The 21,990-nt window shown below is 58.7% G+C and carries 22 protein-coding genes; 8 read left to right on the top strand and 14 right to left on the bottom strand.

Going from position 1 to position 21,990, the window contains the following annotated elements; all coding sequences use genetic code 11:
- Positions 1–328: 328 nt before the first annotated feature.
- Positions 329–697, bottom strand: a complete 369-nt coding sequence (locus tag B086_RS46165) for a ParB N-terminal domain-containing protein (protein WP_078530959.1) — start codon at positions 695–697, stop codon at positions 329–331.
- A gap of 33 nt (positions 698–730) precedes the next feature.
- Between B086_RS46165 and B086_RS41805 the strand changes: the two genes are divergently transcribed.
- The 8 genes from B086_RS41805 (at position 731) to B086_RS42435 (ending at position 12,901) form a co-directional block, all read left to right on the top strand.
- Positions 731–5,533 (top strand): hypothetical protein, encoded by a 4,803-nt coding sequence (locus B086_RS41805; protein ID WP_158690353.1) that lies wholly within the window; start codon positions 731–733, stop codon positions 5,531–5,533.
- A gap of 9 nt (positions 5,534–5,542) precedes the next feature.
- Positions 5,543–6,538 carry a phage tail domain-containing protein gene (locus B086_RS0103310; protein ID WP_086024151.1) on the top strand — a complete coding sequence of 332 codons (996 nt, stop codon included), beginning with the start codon at positions 5,543–5,545 and terminating at the stop codon, positions 6,536–6,538.
- An 8-nt stretch (positions 6,539–6,546) separates the two neighbouring features.
- Positions 6,547–7,944: a siphovirus ReqiPepy6 Gp37-like family protein gene (locus tag B086_RS42450; RefSeq protein WP_037872702.1), complete on the top strand. Its 1,398-nt coding sequence runs from the start codon at positions 6,547–6,549 to the stop codon at positions 7,942–7,944.
- 6 nt (positions 7,945–7,950) lie between these two features.
- Positions 7,951–9,042 carry a hypothetical protein gene (locus tag B086_RS44460; RefSeq protein WP_158690352.1) on the top strand — a complete coding sequence of 364 codons (1,092 nt, stop codon included), beginning with the start codon at positions 7,951–7,953 and terminating at the stop codon, positions 9,040–9,042.
- Complete coding sequence (locus B086_RS44455) at positions 9,032–10,561, top strand: hypothetical protein (protein WP_158690351.1); 1,530 nt, start codon at positions 9,032–9,034, stop codon at positions 10,559–10,561. Before B086_RS44460 ends, B086_RS44455 begins: the two co-directional genes overlap by 11 nt.
- A 300-nt stretch (positions 10,562–10,861) precedes the next feature.
- Positions 10,862–11,551 carry a hypothetical protein gene (locus B086_RS42445; RefSeq protein ID WP_234029236.1) on the top strand — a complete coding sequence of 230 codons (690 nt, stop codon included), beginning with the start codon at positions 10,862–10,864 and terminating at the stop codon, positions 11,549–11,551.
- A gap of 67 nt (positions 11,552–11,618) precedes the next feature.
- A complete protein-coding gene (locus B086_RS42440; RefSeq protein WP_234029235.1) occupies positions 11,619–11,903 on the top strand; it encodes a hypothetical protein in 285 nt (94 codons plus the stop codon).
- 59 nt (positions 11,904–11,962) lie between these two features.
- Positions 11,963–12,901 (top strand): peptidoglycan-binding protein, encoded by a 939-nt coding sequence (locus B086_RS42435; protein WP_234029234.1) that lies wholly within the window; start codon positions 11,963–11,965, stop codon positions 12,899–12,901.
- An 898-nt stretch (positions 12,902–13,799) separates the two neighbouring features.
- On the opposite strand, the gene B086_RS44450 is transcribed toward B086_RS42435, so the two are convergent.
- From B086_RS44450 to B086_RS44440, 13 genes are all read right to left on the bottom strand, one after another.
- A complete protein-coding gene (locus B086_RS44450) occupies positions 13,800–13,970 on the bottom strand; it encodes a hypothetical protein (RefSeq protein WP_018564986.1) in 171 nt (56 codons plus the stop codon).
- Positions 13,967–14,428: a recombinase family protein gene (locus tag B086_RS46160; RefSeq protein WP_420712529.1), complete on the bottom strand. Its 462-nt coding sequence runs from the start codon at positions 14,426–14,428 to the stop codon at positions 13,967–13,969. Before B086_RS46160 ends, B086_RS44450 begins: the two co-directional genes overlap by 4 nt.
- 59 nt (positions 14,429–14,487) lie before the next feature.
- Positions 14,488–14,712, bottom strand: coding sequence for a hypothetical protein (locus B086_RS44445; RefSeq protein WP_018564985.1), 225 nt, complete (start codon positions 14,710–14,712; stop codon positions 14,488–14,490).
- Positions 14,712–14,915: a hypothetical protein gene (locus tag B086_RS0103270; protein WP_158690349.1), complete on the bottom strand. Its 204-nt coding sequence runs from the start codon at positions 14,913–14,915 to the stop codon at positions 14,712–14,714. The genes B086_RS44445 and B086_RS0103270 overlap by 1 nt, the downstream gene beginning before the upstream one ends.
- The gene (locus B086_RS0103265) at positions 14,915–15,184 is read right to left on the bottom strand and encodes a hypothetical protein (RefSeq protein WP_018564983.1); all 270 of its coding nucleotides are present in this window, start codon (positions 15,182–15,184) and stop codon (positions 14,915–14,917) included. Before B086_RS0103265 ends, B086_RS0103270 begins: the two co-directional genes overlap by 1 nt.
- Complete coding sequence (locus tag B086_RS0103260; protein ID WP_018564982.1) at positions 15,184–15,483, bottom strand: hypothetical protein; 300 nt, start codon at positions 15,481–15,483, stop codon at positions 15,184–15,186. The genes B086_RS0103265 and B086_RS0103260 overlap by 1 nt, the downstream gene beginning before the upstream one ends.
- A gap of 657 nt (positions 15,484–16,140) precedes the next feature.
- Positions 16,141–16,356, bottom strand: a complete 216-nt coding sequence (locus tag B086_RS0103250; protein WP_018564980.1) for a hypothetical protein — start codon at positions 16,354–16,356, stop codon at positions 16,141–16,143.
- On the bottom strand, positions 16,353–16,676 hold the full coding sequence (locus tag B086_RS0103245) for a hypothetical protein (RefSeq protein WP_026252048.1): 324 nt from the start codon (positions 16,674–16,676) through the stop codon (positions 16,353–16,355). The genes B086_RS0103250 and B086_RS0103245 overlap by 4 nt, the downstream gene beginning before the upstream one ends.
- An 82-nt stretch (positions 16,677–16,758) precedes the next feature.
- Entirely contained in the window at positions 16,759–17,106 is a 348-nt protein-coding gene (locus tag B086_RS0103240) for a histone-like nucleoid-structuring protein Lsr2 (protein ID WP_018564978.1), read from the bottom strand.
- Positions 17,107–18,158: 1,052 nt separating this feature from the next.
- Positions 18,159–18,707 carry a hypothetical protein gene (locus B086_RS0103230; protein ID WP_018564976.1) on the bottom strand — a complete coding sequence of 183 codons (549 nt, stop codon included), beginning with the start codon at positions 18,705–18,707 and terminating at the stop codon, positions 18,159–18,161.
- Positions 18,708–18,775: 68 nt separating this feature from the next.
- Positions 18,776–19,276: a hypothetical protein gene (locus tag B086_RS0103225; RefSeq protein WP_158690347.1), complete on the bottom strand. Its 501-nt coding sequence runs from the start codon at positions 19,274–19,276 to the stop codon at positions 18,776–18,778.
- Positions 19,277–19,305: 29 nt separating this feature from the next.
- Positions 19,306–20,868 (bottom strand): DUF3987 domain-containing protein, encoded by a 1,563-nt coding sequence (locus B086_RS42425; RefSeq protein WP_158690346.1) that lies wholly within the window; start codon positions 20,866–20,868, stop codon positions 19,306–19,308.
- 504 nt (positions 20,869–21,372) lie between these two features.
- Positions 21,373–21,582 (bottom strand): hypothetical protein, encoded by a 210-nt coding sequence (locus tag B086_RS44440; protein WP_158690345.1) that lies wholly within the window; start codon positions 21,580–21,582, stop codon positions 21,373–21,375.
- Positions 21,583–21,990: the final 408 nt, after the last annotated feature.

Below are 21,990 nucleotides of genomic sequence, written 5' to 3'. Positions count from 1 at the left end.
TACTTGACCTTTGGCGTGGACGGCTTTCCCTCCGCCGGGTAGGCGTCCTCATAGACGCGCTCATGCGCAAGCCGGGAAGGTCTGCCCTTCTCATGGCTATGGACGAGCGGGCCTCCTGGTCAGAATCTGACTACCTCCTGGCACGTCTTAGTGATGCTGCTGAACTCTCCAACTTCCTCTTCATTAAGGCGAACGCCGAGGAAACCGAAGATCTTGAACTACCCACTCCGCTAACCAGACCCGGCGACCCGGATCCCCAGCCAATTTCACAGCCTGACTTTTCCTCCGGGGCGGAAGTGTCAGCCTTCTTCGGGCGGATGAATTCGCTTTAAGGAAGATGCCTCCTTTGGTAGCTACGCTTCCGCGTGTTTGGGTGATAGTGATACCAGCGGTAGGGCACGTGAGTCCAGCCCAATCGCTTGAGCACAGTAATTCTGTGGTGGCCATCGGATACCACCGGGCTACTTCCATCTACAGAGGCCCAAATTTCTACCGGCTTCTGAAGACCTTTGATCTCAACTTGATGTTGCAGTTCCTCCAGTTCCGGCAACACGCGGTAGTGCGTGTGCGCTTGCTCAGTCGCCCTCCAGGACGAATAGTCGATGGGCCGAATGTCGTCATCGTTGAACCGGCTAAGGGGTAGCAGCCTCCTTCGAGAGGCCTTCCACGTTTCTAACTGATCTTCGTAGTAGTCCATGGGTGGACTCTAGCAAAATGAGGGGGTTCCCGCATGGCTTCAGAGAATCGTGGAGCTATCAAGGTTGGTAGCGGGTATGTCGAGATCGTTCCCAAGGTTCTGTCCAAGGACATGGCGGAGCTTCGGCGAAAGATCACTGCGGACCTGGAGAAGATCGGTGTTGCGGCATCCAAGGAAATGAAGGGGGCCGTCACCAAGGGTCTAGCCAGTCTTCCGAGTGAGGTTGCCAAGCAGGCCAAGAAGGCTAAGCAGGCCACCGAAAAGGAGGCCTTGGACTCCAAGAAGACACTGACGCGTATTGCCAAGGAGCTAACGAAGCAGTACGGCAAGGAAGCCGCCGACCGATTCAAGGCCTCCCAGCGAGTAGAGGCCGAGAAGGTCAAGCTTGCAGAAAAGACCTCTGCCGCTACTAAGAAGGCTCTGCGGGACACGGTGGCAGCCGAGGAGAAGGCTGCCACCACCTCCGCTAAGCGGTGGGCCGCCGCTGAGAAGGAGCGAGTTAAGTTCGCTCAGGCTCGTTCCAAGGAACAGGCAAAGCTCCGCAAGCAGGAAGAGACCGACGCCGAGAAGCAGGCTAGGGCTCTCACCAAGTACAACAAGATGATTGCTCAGGCCTATGCGGAGAACGAGAAGCGGAAGCGTAAGGAAGCTGAGCTAACCGCCCGCGAAGAGGTGAAGTGGCGGACCACGGTTGCTCGGGCCTATGCGGAGAACGAGAGGCGCAGGCTTAAGGAAGCTGAGCAAGTCGCCGCTGCGGAAAAGAAGTACCGGCGTGACGTGTCTCAGGCTTACGCGGAGAACGAGCGAAGGAATCAGGCTGCGATTCGGGAGACGCTGAGAGTTCAGCGGGAGGCAGCCAAGCAGCAGGTAGCGGAAATTCGTGCTGCGGCTGCCCAGCAGCGGGACGCCATCAGAGGTGGCATTGCGGCTCAGCAGGCGGCTATCAGGGATACGCGTACTCAGATCGCTTCCCTGCGTCGCACTATGGCGGACTCGTCCACGCAGGCCTCAAGCTACTTCAAGCGCGTTGAGTCCGGCATGAAGAACATGGGCACTTGGTTTCATGAAGTCGGAACGTCCATCACTGAGGCCGGAAACCTGCTGACTACCCACTTCCTTGGCCCTCTGGCTCTTGCAGGCTCGGCCCTGTCTGCTGTTGGTGTCGAGAATGCTGACAAGCGTCTTCTAGGACAGCTTGGCCTTACTGCTGCCGGTGTGACTCCTAAGGAGTCGGCAAGGCAGATGAAGGACGTTCAGCAGTACGCGATTAACACGCCGTACAGCATTGACGTAATGCACGAGTATCAGATGAAGCTTATCCGCTCCGTTGCCGGTGCAGACAAGAACTGGTACTCGTCCAACCCTAAGAAGCGGACTACTGCCGCTAACAAGGCTGCTGACAAGACGACCGATATCATCATGGCTATCGGTGACTCAATGGCTCGGGCCGGTAATCTCTCCCCCGACATGTTCCGACGCGCAATGTACGCAATGGACATGATTATGGATATGGACCGGGCGCCTACTCGTAATGTCAAGCAGCTCGCTTCGTCCACGGGTATGCCCGCATCTGAGCTTGCACAGCTCCTGGGTTTCAAGAACTCTTCGGAAATGTGGAAGATTATTGGTACTCCTGCCAAGGATGGCGGTGGAGTAACCGGCGTCCAGATCATGAATTCGATGCTGAACTACTGGGATCCGAAGAAGTACAAGGGTCACCAGCAGGGAACCGGCTCTGTCGGCTTTGCAGAGAAGATGACCAATGAGACCATCACGGGCCGCCTTCAGCAGATGAAGGAACGTGGCGTCTTCGAGCTGGGAAACATGTTCGTCAAGGAAGGCAAGGACGGGCAGTACGAGTACACCGGCCTTGGCGAGAAGGTCATGGGCAAGAAGACGCCTACGTACACGCGCGACAAGCATGGGGAACTTACTCAGACCGGATACCGCTACGAAGGCGGGATGCTTAACCAGGTTCAGGACATGGGTAAGGAATACCTACCTGATGTCAAGAAGTTCCTGGGAGCTTTCCTTGACTCGGTACAGAACCTGATTAAGGTGTTCGACACTGTGGCCGGGTACATGAAGAAGACCGGTCTAGACAAGGTCGCCATTCAGGTGGGTCAGTTCCTCGCTAAGTGGGGGCCGCTCATTATCGCTGTGGGCCTTGCCACCAAACTTCTCGGCAAGGTTGTGAAGATTGGTGGTTCGGCACTCTCCCCTGTTCGAGCTGCGGGCCGTGGAGTCGTCCGCAGCGTTGACGCTGTGCGGGGCTCTCGACAGAGGGCACAGAACCTCACTGGTCGGTGGGACGCACGCTCTGAGGCTCGCCAGACGGCCCGCGATGAGGGCGGCTCTCGTAGGGATGCCCGCAGGGCTGGAAGGCAGGCGTACAGGCAGACACGCACTCAGCAGAACGGCGGGGACAGTCGCTCTGCTGGTCGCCGAGTGGTCGACCGGATTACCGGCAACAATCAGACGGCACAGCGGAATCAAATCCGCGACCTTGAGGACGAAATTCGCAGAGCTGAAAGGGAGGTAAATCAGCTTCGTGACGATCTGAGGCAACTCAACAGTCAGACCATGCGGCAGATAGCCGACGCCCTTTCAGGCAATGGGCGCGGTTCGGTTCAGGGTGCAGCAAATGCGGCTGGTTCGTCGGTGAACCACGTTCAGAATCAGCTACAGCAGATCAACCGGCAGAACTTGAATCAGCTTGACCAGGAGCTAGACAAGCTCCGGAAGTCAGCTGAGGCGGTAACGAAGGAACTCGGTCAGACTCACACGAAGATCAACGAACTGAACGGATCCTCCCTTGGGAAGGTTCATACTCAGGTCGAGAATCTTAAGAAGGAAGCCGAGGCGGCCGGTAAGAACGTCACGAGCGTTAATACTCGCATCGGAAATCTGAACGGCAAGAGTGTTTCTGGTGTAACAGGTTCCGTACACGAATTGACTCAGGCGGCCCAGAAGGCGGCCAACCAAATTGGTGACGGAGCAATGTCCAACAGCGTCTCAGGACGTACGGCCAACCTCAACAAGCGGCGCCTGACCGATATCGTCAAGGAGTTCGTAAAGCTCCACTCTGCGGCCAAGGATGCGTACGACATTGTTGGGCAGGGTACAGGCGCAAAGTCGCTTGCTGGCCGTGTTGGGCTCCTGAACGGACGTTCCCTCAAGGACATTACGAAGCGCGTTAAGGACCTTGAGGCCGCCCTGAGGAAGGCCAAGAACGAGGGCGACGGCCTAGACGGTGCCCTCGATCGCATTGGTAAGAAGTCTCCGGGTGGTGGCTCGTCCGGTGGCGCCAAGAAGCCCAAGAAGCGGGCTCGCGGCGGCGTTATGCGAGAAACCGACGTGATGCCCGGCTACGCGCCCTGGGTGGACAGCATTCCGGCGATCCTTTCTCCGGGTGAATCAGTCCTCCGTCCCGAAGTGACCAACGCCCTGGGTGAGGAGCGGATCAACGCTTGGAATTCCCTGGCAGTCCGAGGGAGGCTTACGCGTCATGCTCGCGGATCCGGTGGCCGATTCAACCTGGACGAGCTGAAGAGCCTTATGGATCTTCAGAACATTGTTCCTGTTGGAACGGCAATGGTGGACACCATGCGCCTGGACGGAACTTCCGACGCGCTAGGCGGAACGACTCGGGGCGGCATTCTGGGGACCGGTGACGTATCGGCTCGGTTTGGCGGTTCGGTCGCCGCACAGAACTTGCGAGGCATGTACGACTGGTTTACCGATGACCTGTTCAAGGTGGCCAAGAAGGTGCCTAGCTTTGTTGGTCAAGTAGCTGGTGTCATCGGCGGAACCCTTGCTCCGACTCTACGGGAATATTTCTGGGATGACGTTTGGAAGGGTTCAGGAAACGTGGTTGATCGAGGGCAAAGGTTCCTCGGTGACGTGTTCTCCTGGAAGACTCTAGGATCCGTCTGGGATGACCTGTGGGGCGGCATAAAGTCGTCTGCTGGGGCAATCTGGGACACGGTCACGGATCCTGTTGGTGCTTTCTCCGGCGCTATCGGGGATCTCTGGGACATTGCCAAGGGGTCGTATGACAACTACGTCGGCATGTATCAGACCATCAAGGATTTCAAGGCGTCTCCTCTCGATTACGCGGGTCGCGTCTATGAAAACTTCATGGAAACTGCCAGGGATTCCATGCCGAACACCAAGGGCCTCTTTGATTTCGATAAGGGGTCGAAGATTGGTGGTGACCTTCAGGACTTCGCCAACATGTTGGCTGAGCCTGGTTCGGGTAAGGGCGTTCAGAAGTGGGCTCCGGTAGCTTCCCAGGCTCTTAAGATGCTGGGGCTTCCTGAGGGTGCTCTCAGTGTTGTTCTGCACCGTATTGGCGTCGAGTCCGGGGGTAACCCGAACATCGTCAACAACTGGGACTCTAATGCGAAGATGGGTACGCCATCGGTTGGCCTTATGCAGGTCATCGGCCCCACCTATCAGCGGTGGGCCGGGCCGTTTCGAAATACCGGTCCGTTCAAGTTCGGTACATCCGTTATGCCGCTAGCCAACATTTATGCCGGACTCAACTATGCCACTCACACCTACGGTTCCCGGTGGCAGTCAGTTCTTTCCGGAAACAAGGGCTACGCATCCGGAACTCGATCTGCTTCCCCCGGCTTGGCCATGGTGGGTGAGCGGGGACGGGAAATGGTTCTGTTCGGCGGTGGTGAACGAGTTCTCGACAATCAGGAAACCGAGGGCCTTCTGAATGGCAGAAAGTACGAGATTCACATTCACGAGGCACGGAACGAGCCGACGCCTCAGGCGGTGCTGAGGGCTCTTCAGACGGCTGAGGCCCTTTACTCGACCATGTAAGGAGGCTGTATGCCGATTCCGGTACCGAAGAGAGTCATACCACCGGCATCAAGTTATGTGGTGCCGCCGGTACCGGAGAAGTGGGGACGCACAAGCGTTTCAATCGCTGGAAGGAACGGTGAGGGAGAGGCTATCTCCCTCACCTCCTTCAGTGATGATGCTTGGCCAGCCATCATTATGCAGCCGGGGGCAACCGGCTTGGATGCGCCCCCCTATGCGCTCTTCTCCGACGACTCACCAAATCTCGACGGCTCCATATTCCGGTCTACCCGTGCTGCGGCACGAGAGATCATGATTCCCGTCTATCTGTACGGGATTGACCGCCCGTCTGTAAATCGGATCAAGCGTCAGCTTTTTCAGGCATTGAATCCCAAGCGGGGCTACTGTGTATTGCGCTTCACTGAGGGGGACAGTCAGACGCGCCTCCTCAAGGCGTATTACAAGGGGGGGATGGAGGGCTCGGAAGCCTCTGATACGGCGGGTTTCACATGGACCAAGTACGGGCTTACCTTCTCCGCTATGGATCCCTGGTGGTATCAGACTCGCTACGAGGTGATTCGGTGGGATTTCGGGGAAGGCGAACCGCTTCTTTCCAGCTCTCAAGCATTCTTCCCCATGCGTATCAGTTCCGGGGTCATGAGCGGTGGGCCAAACATCACCATCTCAAATTCCGGAGACATTGAGGCCTGGCCCATCTGGGCCTTGAAGGGCCCCATCAAGACTTTTGCGCTCATAGGCCCGTATGGGGACACCATCAAGGCCTCGGCGCCCGCTGACGGCTCAGACCTGATTCCGACAGGCCGTGTGGTCACCATCGACACTCGGCCCGGATACAAGACCGTGATGGATGACCAGGGCGTCAATTACTGGTCCCGACTCGACACCAACCCGCAATTTTGGTCTGTTGAGCCCGGTGACACGACCGTATCAATCAGCGTTGTAACCGGCGTGGGCAAGGCTTCTGTGTCGCTCACCTATCTTCCCCGGTACGCGTCCTACGTATAGGGGGTCCATTGGGATACCGCATTGAAGTCTTTGACAAGAACCTGAATCGGGTTGGCGAAATTGACCAGTGGATAAGCCTGGATTTCACCGTTCGGTTCTGCCAGGCGGGTATATGGCAGCTCCTAGTCAAGGACCAGACTCCTCAGGCTGCGCTCATACAGAAGGGAGGGGGAATCGTCATTTGGCAGGACGGGGCCCCTGAACCGCTCCTGTCGGGTCAGGTAGATACCTTCCAGAAGTATTGGACGACTCAGCAGCACACGGGGCCGGGCAGTGTCTACATTGCGGGGAAGTGCCACAATCAACTCGCCTACAACCGTCTGGCCTTCACGTCTACCGGCCGCACCGTGAGTAGGCAGTACCTCGGTCCCACCTCTCGAAATGTAAGCGGCCCTGCTGGTGCGCTGATCTGGAACGAGCTGAATGCATCCCTGGGTCCTGGTGCGGTCACTGACAGGCGTATCCCAAGGCTTAACGTCGGCTCCTCTGTAAGTATCGGGGACACCGTGACGGACAGTCTCCGATACGAGGTGATAGGGGACAAGTTGGAGCAATGGACTTCAGACAAGGGAAATGGGTATGCGACGGGTTACCGAATGCTTTACAACCCTCAGACTCAGGCTGTCGACCTGAAGGTGTACAAGCCCCGCGACCGCAGTAAGACCGTTCGCTTCAGTACCGATCTTGGGAACCTGCGGGAGTACGTTTACACGCTCAATGCCCCACAGGTCACCCGAGCGATTGTGGCATGCCAGGGCGAAGGAAAGGACCGATACGTCTGGCAGAAGGTTGATACGGCCTCCGAAGCAGAGTGGGGCATTTCTGTTGAATCTTTTGTCGATCGTCGGGACATCCCCCTTAAGACAGCCTCCACCGGGGCACCTCAGCTTGTCACCAAGACCGATTCAGACGGTATCGAGGATATCGGCCTGGATCCGAACGGAAACGACTGGACTACCGAGCTTGCGCGGGCTCGCGCCGCTTACGAGGCCGCCAAGCAGAAGGACCCCAACGGTAATCACGACGTTGAGTACGACGCCGTTGTCTATGCCGTGAAGGCGGCTAAGCCGGTGGCCGTCGCCTATTACATGGACGTCATCGAGGAGGCGGCAGACGCAGTTTTGACGGATGGCGAAAAGCGGGGGAACTTCCAGGTCTATCCGATCGACACGGAAGGCTGCAAGTTCGGCATTCATTACTTTGTCGGGGACGTCATTACGGTATCGGTGGACGGCGTGGAGTACACCGACATTGTTCGTGAGGTCACTATCTCAGTGGATGACGGCGGAAACACTCAGGATGTGGCACCCAAGATCGGCCAGCAGGGATCCGGTGAGCCCCTGAACCTCTATAAGACCGTGTCTGAAATGCAGAGAAAACTACGGCGCCTGGAATCGAGAATGTGAGGCATTATGGCAGAGATCAGCTACCCCTTTGACGCCGACAACGCAAACGGTGGAACCAAGGTTGTGTCACAGACCCAGTGGCAAACCATGGCCCTTGCCTGGACCAGTGACCGCGTCGACTTCCCTCTAGTCAATACCTCCTACACGACCGCTCAGCTCCCATTTTCCTACAGTTTTAGCGGCAGAACTCTTACGGTTAATGCCGGGTCCGCATGGGTTGGGGGTTTCTACTACCGGCTTACCGGCAGCAAGCAGTTCACTATTGCCGACAACAACACTGCCAAGGATCGCAGGGACCTTGTGGTTCTGCGAGCTGATATGGCTAATTCCTCTGTGAATATGGCGGTTATCCAGGGTACCCCGGCTACGACCACCACTCCGACTGAGCCAACTCCCACACGGCAGCCCGGTGGAGTTTGGGAAATGCCGGTTCTCTCAGTATCTGTTCCGGCAAACAATGGGCCGCTTTCCGCCAATGCCCGTGCGCCGTATACGGCTCCGCCCGTAGTGGCCTACCCCTGGAATGTGCCTGACAGTACGGCATTGCTCCCTAAGGGCTCCATTGCGTACGACCTCGACAGTAACGGCGGTGACAGCCAGTTTGAGGCCTTCAACGGGCGGGATGGCTACGTGGTGACCCGCCATTTCGGTAGGTCCCGCAACTACACGCCAAACCTTTTGTACACGAACGGGACCGTTCCGGTAGCGAACCGGCGCGGCCGTTGGCGATGGATCGCCCCCAATATGTTCTGGTTCCAAATCACCATTCAGAACGACTACGAAGACAAGGGGATCAGCGTTAGCGGAAGTAACAAGACTATCGGGGTAACGCTCCCGCAAATCTCCAATCCGGATGGAGTTCAGGTACTGCCGGGAAGCATCTGGAACACGTACTACTCGGGCGGCTACCCGAACATGATGCAGATTACAGCTCATCCGTCGCCCGGTTCTAGCACGCTTTATCTGTACACCCCCAACGTCAACACCCTTAAGGAAGGGTTGGACTCTCTAGTGTCGATTCCCGCCCGCTCATCTCTGAATGTTTCTGGAGTGGTTGAGGCGAACCAATATCCAAGGACGGCGATCAATGCCACGTAATCTGTTTGGCGGTACGGCTAGCGATGTAGCGGAGGACGTTAATGGTGCACGGGTCCCCGGCGTCATCGGCACCGTATGGGACGGACCCGGTCAGAGCGCGAACCAAATCACTGATCTAACGGACTTGAACGGCCTTGAAATGGGGCAGCTCACTGCCGACAGTCAGGGTATGATTCCTTCCTTCATGGGCCCTGATGGTGCAGAAATCCTCTGGGTGGACTTTGGGGCCGGTCGAGTCGCCATTACGCCGCTGGATGTGGGTACTCGGCTTACGGCTCACGTGAACAACACTGTCCCGGATCCTCATGGGGACCGTGCTTACTCGGATGCCACGTTCGTAAAGCTTGTTGATGCTGGCTGGCTCGTTACCCCGAATGGCAAGGCCACCGGCAAGGGTGTCTCTGTCCCGCGCCAGTGGGGCGAATTCTGGCGGCCTAAGCGGGCCGCCGCTAAGGCGGGATCAGGGAAGGCCACAGTTGGCGTTGTAGGCGGATCCAGTGCAGTCGGCTTTTACGCCTCCCAGCTAGTCAGCAAGTCTTGGGTGGGATCCCTCGGCTCTGCTCTTCAGGCGGCTAACGGCGACGGGGGTAGCGGGTTTACGTCCTCGCTCTACAGTGCGTCCGGCATCGCCGGTAATGACCCTGCCGCCGTCAACCAGTGGACTTCTGCCGGTGGTCTGGTGACTCAGACGGGAACTTGGGCGATTGGCGGTCTCCAGGGAGGCCCCGGTTGGGGATACCTCTATTCAGGGACCGCCGGAAGCTCCCTCACGTGGACCGTGCGCGGAACTTCCGTCACCATTTACACGCTGGGTGGAGACGGTAACCGGCCTGCCTGGACGTACACCATCGACGGCGGCCAGGCCGTGACTGTCACTGACTCCAGCTCCACAGGGCTAACGGTCATCAAGACGACCGTCACGGGCCTCTCAGCAGGCACTCACACGGTCAAGGTCACGCATGCTGGTGTGGCATCCAAGTACCTGTCTGTGTGCGGTGTGAGCGCTGAAAATGCCTCTGGTGTGGTCGTGAACAACCTAAGCCGCAAGAACGCTAACGCTCTCCAGTATCTACCCGCTGGAAAGGTCGAGTGGAACGGTGGAGGTTCATTCCCCGCTGATCTCGTCATCTATGCCGTGAGCGTTCAGGATGTAATTGACGGAGTTGCCGTTGATACCTGGGCTTCCCAGGTTCGTCAGCATCTTTCACAGGTGAAGGACGGTGGCGCCAACCAGGGAGCTACTGACATTGTCTTTGTCCTGCCGCACATCGGGCAGGCGGACGCGCAGGGCTACCGATTCCAGGATTTCGCAGATCGCACGTACGCCCTGGCCAGCACCTTTGAGGCCGCAGTGGTTGATTTCTGGAACCTCGGCCGGAATTCGTGGAACTTCTGGAACTCCCTGGGTTACTGGGGAAACCCCACGGCTCCGGGCACCGCTGGAACAGACGCTGTCCTTCCTTCCGATGCAGGTCACTCCCACATGGCTGGAGTGCTGGCAGCTCTCCTCAACAGCTAATAGGGGGAACCATTGGCTAATTCTCAGATGGCACAAGTCGTCGCAGTTTCAAAGTCTCAGGTAGGCGTACGCGAGGAATACGTGGAAGGCGGGTGGAACAACGTAACCCGCTATGCACTGGAAGTTCCTGGCCTTACCTGGGCTCAGGGACAAAGTTGGTGTGCAACATTCACTAGCTGGGTTGCTATGCGGGCCGGTGTTTCTTCACTGTTCCCTCGTACTGCCGACTGTTCGGAGGCTGTCACCTGGTGGAATAACAAGGGCCGTTGGTCCTGGTTCCCCGCATTGGGGAGTCAGGTCATGTACGGGGACTCCGGGCAGGATCACACTGGAATTATAATCGCCTACGATCAGATTTTCATTTGGGCGGTTGAGGCTAATACCAACGACAATGGATCGACCGAAGGCGACGGAGTCCATATCCGTAAGCGCCGCCGGTCCGATGCCAACGTTTACGGGTACGGCCTGCCGCAGTACGCGGAGGGAATTTACACGGCCGACCCTGCCAAAAAGGGCGTCGCTGGGTTCATTTACCAGGCTGCCCATGCTGGTCCTGGTCCGGCTGAACTGACAGCGGGTGCTGTAGCGGTACAGAATTTTGTAGCCGAAACGGCTACCGTGAACGGCACCATCAACTCTGGCCGTAACTTCATTCAGCAGAATGACGCGAACACGGTTGCGCTTGAGGTGGTCGGGTTCACTGGCACTGCTCCTCAGCTTGTCCTCGTGAGGGACCCTGATGGGGTTGTGCGGTTCGAAATCGCTGCCAGTGGTGCGATTACCCACCGGGGGGTTTCCGCGTTCTCTCAGGCCGTACAGATCGGGTCTACGACTGCTGACGTTGGTGGGGGCGTCGGCGTCCTTGGAATGAAGAATGCGGCGACTGTACCGACTGGCAACCCCACGGGCGGTGGAGTTCTCTACCCGGAAAACGGTGCCCTGAAGTGGCGTGGCCCCAACGGGACTGTCACCACTATTGCCCCCGCATAAGCACCATGTTCACGTAAGGGCGGCCCCGCGGGGCCGCCTTTCTGCTGCCCTTAAGGAGTTCGCACACATGACAGCATCCGAAATTTACTCACTGGGCGGCATTGCTGCGGCTGTCCTGGGCTCTGCCGCTGTCGCCATTGCCGCCTTCAGAACTAACGCGGCGAAGGTGTGGCGTGAGGAGGCGGACGCGCAAAAGACCCGTGCCGACCGGCTTGAGCGGGATCTCAAGGAGATCAAGGAACGACTTACGAACATCGAGCGGGAGAACGCTCGACTGATTCAGCTTCTGACTTCACTGGACCCCAACCGGCTTGCTCTTGCCCGGAACCCTAATACCCACACGGAGGAATGATGGCAACTAATTGGATCCCCGGCGCTGAGCGCCTAGGAGACGGCTCTATTGGTGGGGCCATGGACACCCCGAACCATCCTGCACGCGTTGTATGGCACACCACCGAGTCCGGTGCTGGTGATAACGCATTCAAGAATGTTGGACAATACCTGATCAGTGAGGCCTACGAGCCCCACATTCTCTATGACCCAACTACCGACCGACTAGGGCAGTTCGGTCCACTGAACCAGAGCGCGCGGGCACTCCAGAACGACGGGTCTGCCCGCACCAACCGGACCGGCAAGGCCTGTATTCAGGTTGAGGTTCTAGGTAAGGCCGAGAAGCCGTTCACGTCCTACTGGAAGCCCGGAAAGAACTTCAAGGCACTGATGGACGCTATCCGCTCCTGGGGAGTCCCGGACGTGTTTCCGATGGGTGCTCCGCCTGCGCTAGCTAAGGACTGCAAGCGCGACCGGAACGTGTGGCTGACCAAGGGGGGTCACTATGGTCACTGCAATGTTCCGGGCAATAGCCACTGGGACCCCGGCCACATTTCTACTTCCGCACTCTTCTCTGCGGCCCCTGGTGGGGACTCCGGAGGGTCGTCCGGTGGCAGCCCATCCACGTATACCGTGAAGTCCGGTGACACGCTGTCCGCCATCGGCCAGAAGACTGGAGTGGCCTGGATGACCATTGCCAGCCTCAACGGCATCAAGGCCCCATACGTCATCAAGCCGGGTCAGGTTCTCAAGCTGAAGGGTGCGGCTCCTAAGCCGTCCATTCCAGCGTTTCCCGGCACCGGCTACTTCAAGGCTGGTGCCAGCAACCAGTACGTGACCCAGCTTGGGCAGCAGCTCGTCAAGAAGGGGTACGGGCGCTTCTACCAGGTGGGACCGGGCCCTACCTGGACTGCCGTTGACCGAGCCGCTGTCAAGGCCTTCCAGCTCGCCCACAAGGAGCTTGCCGGGGACGCCGATGGCTACCCCGGCCCTCTGACCTGGAAGCTTCTGTTCGGCTAGTCCTGCCTCTATCTATGCAGCAAGGAGTGGTGCAGCATTAACGTTATCAGTTCGTTTCTTTCTGTTCACGGTGTTCGAATCTATGCCGTCCTGTCGGCCCTGGTGCCCGTTCTCGTCCTGGTGCTTCCCGACGTGCCCTGGGAAGCCCTCGTGACTGCTTCTGCGGCCCTTCTGGGTGTGGGTGTGGTAGCAGCCACTCACGAGGACGCAAAGACCCTTACAGCGCTCTACACGGACTCCCCGTTTGAGGATGAGGTGCAGGGCCCGAAGTAGGTCCCCCCTGTCTTAGGTGGAGGGGTCCGCCTAGAGTGAGAGAGAAAACAGAAAAGCCCCCCGGCATGAGCCGGGGGGCTTTTTTTGGTTAATCCGCTCGTAGAATCAAAAACCCCGAGGCGTACGGGTGATTTGCTTCAGCGTCTGCCAGCATGAAGCCGACATGCTCACCGCGTCCGCAGGAGGCTCCCACGACTTCTTCGTCGCTTGGCAGTCGCAGGAGCCATTCCGAAAGGTCCGCGCAATACTTGCAGTTGTCCACGCCTGCTCCTTAGAACTTTCCCTCTTGCTTGAGAGCCTTGATCTGTTCATCAGCCGAACGGCTGATTCGGACCATGGCCAGGATGAGTAGGGCAGTGGCGACTACTGCCCCCACGTAGATTCCCCAGTAGGCCACGGTACCCACAACGGGAACGTCTTGCACGAACATGGCAAAAATGAACCAGATGATTCCACACCCGGCCCATATTTTGCCTACCCGCTCAAAGGCCTCGGCCCGCCGTGCTCTTATCTCCTGCGTGCTGCGGTAATGCAACGATCCCCCCTCACCGGGCGTGAGGGGGGATCGTCTCAGACTCCAGCCGGGATTGTCAGCCCCTGCCGCGACAGTCGGGACAGAATGGCGTCAAACCGACTCCACGCACTTCAGCATGGCGTACGGAATGAAGGCCACGAACTTCACCTCCTGGGAGTGTTTGGCCCCGGAGAACTCAACGCCGGTTTCCAGGTACTCCATTCTTCTGACCTCAAATTCCCGAGAGGTCCCGTCCCGGTAGAGGACAAGGTACTTTTTCATTCCACTCCCTCAGCGGCTTTGCCGGTCTGTGCAACGCGTCCCCCAAGACCTTCCAGGCGAGCAATCCACCCGTTGACGGGTCCCCGGAGTCTTCCTAGACGGTGGTACTCCTCTACGGCTACCACCTTTGCCTCACCGGACTCTACTCGGGTCAGCAGCTCCTCAAGGCCAGCAGAGTTCGCCCCGGTGCCGTCCGTAAGCACGTCCTCTACCCAGCCCACCATCAAGTGTCCCGTGCGGTCGGCCCAAGCACTGATGTTCTTCCGCTGTCGCTCAGATTCAGTGAATGCCCGAGGAGTGTTTCCCCGGACGTACCCAAGGGCCGGAATCAGGGAAGGCTCCTGCCCCTGGTGTGGCCAAGCCAAAGCAACCGGCCAATCGGACGGCCGAGCCGTCCCCGCAGGGACGGCCCTCCGCTTGCACGCGTGATGAGTGGTTCCATCACAGCCACAGACCATAAACGCGATATCCGCATGGGTCTTGTGGTCCTCGTTGTGGTGCTTGCACCTGTAGACGGTCATTGCGACTCGCCCCACGGCTTTGACGGGGTGTCCCAGAAGGTGAAGCATTCCTGCAACTCCCGCACAATGGCTTCCATCTGTGCGCGACCCATATTCAGGATCACGGCCTTGTGAGGGTCGCCCTGGTCCGTCGCGATCATGGTTGCTGTCTGGCCTTCAAATCCAGTTACCCGGACTTCCGGACCGTGGTCCATGTCGATGACGATTGCTCGACTTTCCACTATCCCTCCTCGCTGAAAGTGACTTGGTCACCCCGGGTCATCATCAGGTCGAAAGCCAGTTCCTTGGTGGAAACTCGCACTTGATTTCCCCGGTGGGTCACGTATTCCACCGTGACGAAAACCGGCTCCTCAGTCGCGTCCCCGACGTCGATGAAGTCCCCCGGGTTCAGGTACTCCACAGTGGTAAAGTCAGGACGTTCCATCACACCTTCTCCTTCGGTACACCGTTGCCGTCCACGTACAGGGTTCCCAAATCCCCGAAGGTGCCCGAGATCACAACCTTTGCAGGGTCGTACGGTTCGGACGACTTCCAGTGATCCCGGATTCCGAGATCGGCGAAAGCAGCCATGCTTTCCCGTGCCAGGGTTTCCGTGAGTCCGTTCTCTGTGCGCACGGTCGCTCTACCGCATCCCAGGTCTACGTATCCAGACCCGGAGGGGTGCTGGTAGTAGAAGGTGAGAAGCACATCCACTACTCCACTCCCCCCTTCCAGCGGTCGTCCACTTCTTTTTGCAGGTCCCGGATGAGCTGATTAACTTTGATGGTGGGGAGCTTTACTGCCTCTTCCCAAACCTTGAAGTAGGCCTGCTGTTCGGCACCCTCAACAGCAGGCAGTTGTTTGATGCACTCCAGCGCGAATTCCCACGGCCCGCTCATGGGGAGTTCCACGAACCCGTAAGAAGCACGGTAGCCCGTTACGGTAAACGTGATTTCCCATCCGTTCACGTGGACCGGATCCGCGAGTGTCGGCTCTCGGTAGTCGGTGCTCACTGCGGTCCCTTTCGGGGATCCGCCGGGGGAGGCACTTCCACGATACCGATGAGCCTTTCCGCAATTTGGATTGCGGAGTTCTCATCCTTGTACGCGTCGTAGAACCCCCGGCACATGGCCTCCCCAAAGTCCGGGTAAGGGCCGTAGTCAAGAGTTTCGTGACAGGTGAGGGCACTTCCCGCCTTACGGTTCGCCTCAATCACGCGCCGGACGGTTGCCGGTTCGTGCCCTGCTTCTTTGCGCAGAAGACAGGTGTCACATTTCTCCGAGAGGACCCCTACCTTATTCAGGTTCAGGTCAAGCGGTGATCCGCCCTTCATGGCTGGCTCCTGCCGCAGTCTGCCTCACCGGCCGGACACCGGCAGCTCCCCCCAGGAGCGCACGGGTCCTCGTCCTGGTTCACGGCCTGGTGGACGGCCCTGACGATCCGGGCCCATCGCTCAGCCTCCCACGACTCCGCTTGCTCCTGGCGGACCTGGAGAGTAAGACTCAGGGCCCCCATGTCCTCCTCTGAGAGCCCCCGAAGGGTCCAGTCGCTCCCTGGACTCTCTGGGGCAACTTCCGCCGTGTAGGCGGCACGGGAACGATCACGACGTACCTTCTTGTCCTCGTCCATCTCCGCCATGATTTCCAGGATGGGGATAACGTCGTCGTCCTTCACTGCTTGCCACCCTTCGGGAACTCCGAAGCAGGCTCGTACACCCACCCGTCCCCTTCGCGTCGGACCGAACCACTCTTCCCCTGGTAGCCGTACCAAGAAGAGCCGAAGGTCGATACTCCCCGGAACGGCTCCTCTTTCATCTCCTCAAGCACGTTGAGGATTTCCACGATTTCCTTGTACGCGTCCTCGGGAGTCAGGTACATGCGCTTCACTCGTATGCCTGCCTTTCCTTCTCGTCCTTCTCAATTGCTTCAAGGAGTTTGGTCCGATGCTCCTTAACCAGAGCTTCAGCCTCACTTTCCTTGTCGACGTTGTTGTAGTCGTCCGACAGAAGAACGATTACCGCCGACTTCTGGAAGCCCTCAAGCTTGGCCCTGAGGATGCGTTGAGACGTACGACTATTGTCTCCCCTCCCCCGAAAGGCAAGCCCACTCATTCGAGCCAGAATTCGTGCGTACCCTCTCCCGTACTGTTCTGCCAGCTCCGTCGCCACATAAGTCCGTTCACGGGTGAACGGGTTGTCGACCACCATCTACTTGACCTCCCTACTGCCAAAGGCGGCCCGCCCCCTCAGTATGAGGGAACGGGCCGCCGGTTGGTGCACGTTTGTGAAATCAGTCGTTGGCCTTGTGGTAGGCCTCCTTGATGGAGGCCGGGACGCGCCCACGGGCGTTGACCTCAAAGCCGTTGGACTCGGCCCACTTGCGGTAGACCTCGGCGGACGGCTCAGTCTCGCTCCGGATCGGCGTAACCTGCTTCCGCCGACCTCCCGCGCCCGTGTTGGCGGACTTGCGGCGAGCCTTCGTAACGAACCTCTCCAGGAAGGTGCGAAGTTCCGTTTCGTGCGCCTCGGTCAGATCGATTTCGTACGTGCGACCATCCAGCCCGAAAGTGATCGTGTCCTGCGCTTCCGACTCTCCGTCCAAGTCGTCAATAAGGGTGACCGATACCCGCTGTGCCATGTTCTTTCCTCTTCCTGACTTGCGATGGTTGGTACATGTAAGCACAAGACAAGAGCACCCGACAGAGGTTTCGTTGCCGGGTGCTCTGAACTGCGGTTAAGCAGGCCGCTACGGCTTCCAGGTTCCGTCCTGCCACTTCTCACAGACCTGGGAGTAACGGCCCTGTACGGCACGGGATTTCACCGGCCGAACTTGGGGTACCTGCGACGGGGACGGACGAGCCGTCCCCGCCTGCTGCTCAGGCACGTAGCATGTGGCCCCAACGCTCTATGAGCGCGTGGAGCTGAGAAGCGGTGGCCTCAGCGTCCAGTACGGAGCCCTGAGAACTTCCCCAGTAGCTCCCTACGGACGCGGTAGACCCGTCCAGGGCCAAGTACACCCCGTACACGAGGTTCTTGTGCCAGGGGTCAATGACGAGATTCGCCACCGTCTTATAGGGGCGGTCCTGAAGGTGCAGGTACCCCTTGAGGGCTGCTTTTCTCAGGATCTCGTCCACGTCGGGACGAGGGAGAATGATTCCCCGTCCCGTCTGCCGCGTTCCCTCCGGAAAGGGACTCACCCGCGTCATATCTACTCCCCGTCCCAGGATTCACCGGCCGCAGTCGGATCAAACCATTCCGGGGGGACGGGACTGTCCGGGTAATCCTCCAGAATCCTTTGGGCCCTCTGTGCCGCCTTTTCGGCGTGAGCCGTACAGCGCCAAATGATCGTGCCCGTACCCGCGTGGGAGGGGCGTCCAGTCACGGGCCCCTTGCACCCGCTCTCGCGCTCTTCCAGACACTCATGATCTTCCACTGACTAACCTTCACTTTCTCGCTTGAATCTGATCCTCACCAGGAACGCGGAGCCGTAATTGTGATACTCCAGGTTGTTCCAGTCTCGCGCAAACACTCCCCGAAAGTAGTCCTGCATCTTTTTTGCAGGCTCTTCGGACGCGAACCACAGGGATACGACATATTCGCCGTTCCGGTATTCGGTTGAGGATTGCGCGTCAGCCTCTTTGTGTACGCCCACCATGTGAGCGAAGACGTAGTGCGGCTGAAGTGAAGCCCTCATTCCCTGTCGTCCCGCAACAGGCCCGGGATGTCTTCCAGCCGGACGGTCGGGCGGCTGAAGTGCTCCCGCATCGCGTCAGACACCCTTTCAGCCTCTGCGGGATCCTCGGGAAGCACTACCCCCGGCAACTCCGGCTGCTCCTCCCACACCGGCTCACGTCCCTCATATGTGCAGAAGTCCGCGTACAGCTCCCGATAGTCCGCAGCGTCGATAACGGCCCCCGAAAGTTCCGTCTTGTCCTTACACCAGGACTTCACCGAATCTACGAATCTTGAGAAACTGTGCACGTCCACTCGCTCGTACACAGATTCCAAACCGTACTCCGGGTGCTTCTTGAAAAGCTCCGTGGACACTTGACCTGTGGCCGTGACGGGGTCAATTTGCTTTGCGGGGCGGTAGGTCTGGTACTCCCGCGCTACCGGTTCACCCTTGTCCGTCAGGGAGGCAACCCACCTGCGGCCACCCGTGAACGTGATCAACTCCACGAACCCGCGCCGCTCCAGGCTTTCCATAGTGGAGCGGCGAATGCCGAGACGGTGTTGCATGGGACCTAGCTTCGCGAGAGTGGACAGGGCTTCTTTCTCATCCTCCGAAAGAGGCCCACCCCCCTCGCTTACTGCGCTTTTCCCAATTCAGCCTTGACGTCCTCAACAGGAACGAACTTGGCGTTTCCCTCGGTAAGGAACCCAACCACGCGTGTCTTGTCCTTGGCATGGTAGACCGGCTTCCCGAAATTGCTGGGAACGGTCACTCCATCCACCTGGATCCCTTCGGGCTTCTCCGGAGTCTCCGGGCCTTCCGCTTCCCGGCCCGACTCATAGGCCGCCTCGTACCGGTCGGCAGCCGCAGCCGCAGCCTTGAGCGCGGCAGGCTTCCAAGAAGCCGGGGGATCTTCGAGGATGCCGTTCCGTACCTGGTCCAGCATCCATCCCAGGGTGTACAGGCTCACTGCCCCGGACGCACCCTTTCCGGTCCAGTTCAGTCCGTCCAACTCAGCTTTCACGCACGGCCTTTCGGCCGTGTCCGAGCCCTGTCCAACGCCGGTGTCCTCGTTGAACCACTCCATAACGGAGTTCGGGACCTTGACCGGGTACATGGGCTTTTCGTCGCTCACGATTCATTGCCTCTTCTCTGCGCTCCGAGTCAGAACAGTGACTCGGTAGGTTCCTTCTTACCACCCTGCTCTGACACTGCCGCAGGGGCAGTCTTCTTTGCAGGAGTCTTGGTGGCCGCCTTACGGGCCGCCGTGCCCCTGGCCTTAGGGGTTTTGGCTACCGTCCCCCCGGAAGCCTCAGGAGCCTTCCTGGGGGACGCAGCGCGCTTGCGGACGACCTTCTTCACCGGTGGCTTCGCCGAGGGCTCCACGGGCACCTTGGCCGCCTCCTGGACGTGGGCCAGGAAGTCCGGGACGCTCTTACCCTCATTGCCGGGCAGGCTGGCCCAATCCGCATAAGCGTTCAACAGGGTTTCTGCTTCCGCCTGGTGAGGGACCGTCGGCTTGCCCTCAAGCGGCTCGTCCTCAAGTTCCTCACGCTCCACCAGTCGGTAGTACGTTGGCTTCGGACCCGTTCGACGGGACGCGCTGTCCACCCAAACTTCCACGTCCGGCATTTCATCCGCCTCCCTTCCTACCTCGGCAGCAGTGAAACGGCCAGCACCGACAGACTTGTAAAGCTGGGTGCGCGTCATCTTCCCGTGAGTTTGGAGAGCCTTACGGATCTTGTCTTCCAGGGTCAGCATTTCGCGTCGCGTGGAGAAAGCAAGCGCGTCATTGTGAAGCTGAGTAACACTCTGGATCGAGTAGTCCACGAAAGCCTTAGCCGCTTCGACGGCAGCCAACGGGACTTCCGTCCGCCGGTTTGCTGCTGTCAGAACACAGGCAACCCGCTTTACCTGTTCCGACGAACGCTCGAAGAAGGATGCCAGCACCTCCGGCAGTTTTGCGTTTGCTGTCAGGTACTCCCGACGAATCTCGTCGTAACGCTTCCTTGCAGGACTGCTGAGGACCATCACGCGCTTCTCTTTGCGCGCCCACTCATAGGCCAATGCAAGGGCCCTTCCGGGACGGTACTTATAGATTTCCCTGTCAGACCCTTCAGGTTCCGGAAGCACCTTGGACATTTCCACGGAAACGGGAAGGATCCGGTTGTACGAGCCTCCGAGCGCTTCCGTTGCGGAAATGTACTTGTTCCACGCACCCGGCTGAATGTGTGCGTGAAAGCCGAGAAGGGGACGTTCCACCATCTGTTCATTTTGTGTGTCTGACGCAGACTTGGCCTTCGTTAGGTTAGAGACGGATTTCCCGTCCCAGGCCGTACGGAACTGTCCGGCGAACGTCGGGCAACGGTTGGTTCGCCGCAACTGGTTTTGCCACTCCTCTTCCACCACAAGAAGTCGTCCATCAGGACCGTCCTCTTGCGTGAGACTTCGCTCATACTGCTGGTGCAACGCACTGACGAGCGAAGGCCCGGACGAAATGCCGGACCTTGTCCGCTGTCTAAGGAAGTCGCCTAGCGGCTCGTCAAGGATCCAGTCCGCGCATTCCTTAGCGGTTCCCTTACATCCGATGGACGAGCGTCCAACCAGTCCGGTCCAGACGACCGTAGGCCGGTCACCGGCCTGCACAACCTTTCCGTTGATTCCCGCAGAGAATAGGGCCAGCAATGCGGCGAACACTCCAATCGGATCAGCCTCTGTGTAAGGCATGATCCCCTGCACCTCCTTTCCCATGGGTCCGTAAGACATGGCGTCGAATCGACCCAGCGATTCCACCTGTTCCCCTTCCGCTAGTCACCTGCATTGCACGGTCACGCTTGTACGTGAGCGTCCATAACAAGGGCCGGACACCGGAGTGTCCGACCCTCACTAAAGCCGCTCAGTCCCGCCCGGTTGAGCAACCCATTTTCCGTTTTCCGGGTCACGGATGACCCGTCCGCTCTTTCCGATGATTCCCTCAGCCTCTGGGGAGATTTCGAGGACCGGACGTTCCTCCGCTCTTTCAAGTTCAGTCAGAAGCACTGCGATGGCGCTGTAGATACTGTCGACTTCTTCCGGCCTCACTCTTCCCCCTCGGGGCAGTCCTCGTGTTCTTCGGTGAGGCCCAGGACGATTTGAAAGGCGTCCGGGCTCACATCCTGATACACGGTAAAGCTTTTCTTGCAGTCACCGCACTTGTACGTGACTTCCACCCCAGTGGCTTTCCCTGCCATATCAGCTTCTCCAATGCTTCTCATAGCCCATGAGCCGGACCGCCCTGTCTGCCTGATGTTCCAGGATTGCGTGAAATTCCTCGTACTGTCCCTCGGGAATCTCATCCAACACGTTGTCTGTGACGTACTGGAACACGAGAGAAATCATGTGTGCAATGTTCTCTTGTGCTTTGAGCTTCAGTTCCGTACGCGACAGTTTATCCGTGGCCATGTCAGAACGGAATTTCCGTTTGATTTTCACCGGGCGGGGACACTTCCACTTCCACCCAATCGTCATCCCGGAATCCGTGAAACTCGCCCCAACCGCCCTGTTCGATGTATTCGCGTACCCCGTCTTCCGCGTGCACGTCAATTTGAACGGGTGCCGCGTACGTCCCTCCGTCAGAGTTCCGCTTGACCACACGGTCACCTGTCACGAGGTTACGTGCGCGGATGAACCGTGTCGCACCTACCGGCATTACGCCTCCCTCTTCCTTGGCCGGGCCTTAAGCGCGGCACGGTAAGCCTTGATCGTTTCCCGCTTCAGTGCCCGCTCAGCCCACCGAGGGTCATGGTAGCGGCCGGAGGCCTCCCCCATGACCAAAAACGCGAACTCAAGTGCAGCCACACGACGGAGGGC

The organism is Streptomyces sp. PsTaAH-124 (assembly GCF_000373685.1).
Taxonomy (GTDB): domain Bacteria; phylum Actinomycetota; class Actinomycetes; order Streptomycetales; family Streptomycetaceae; genus Streptomyces; species Streptomyces andamanensis.
This window is presented reverse-complemented; position numbering and strand designations above follow the sequence as displayed.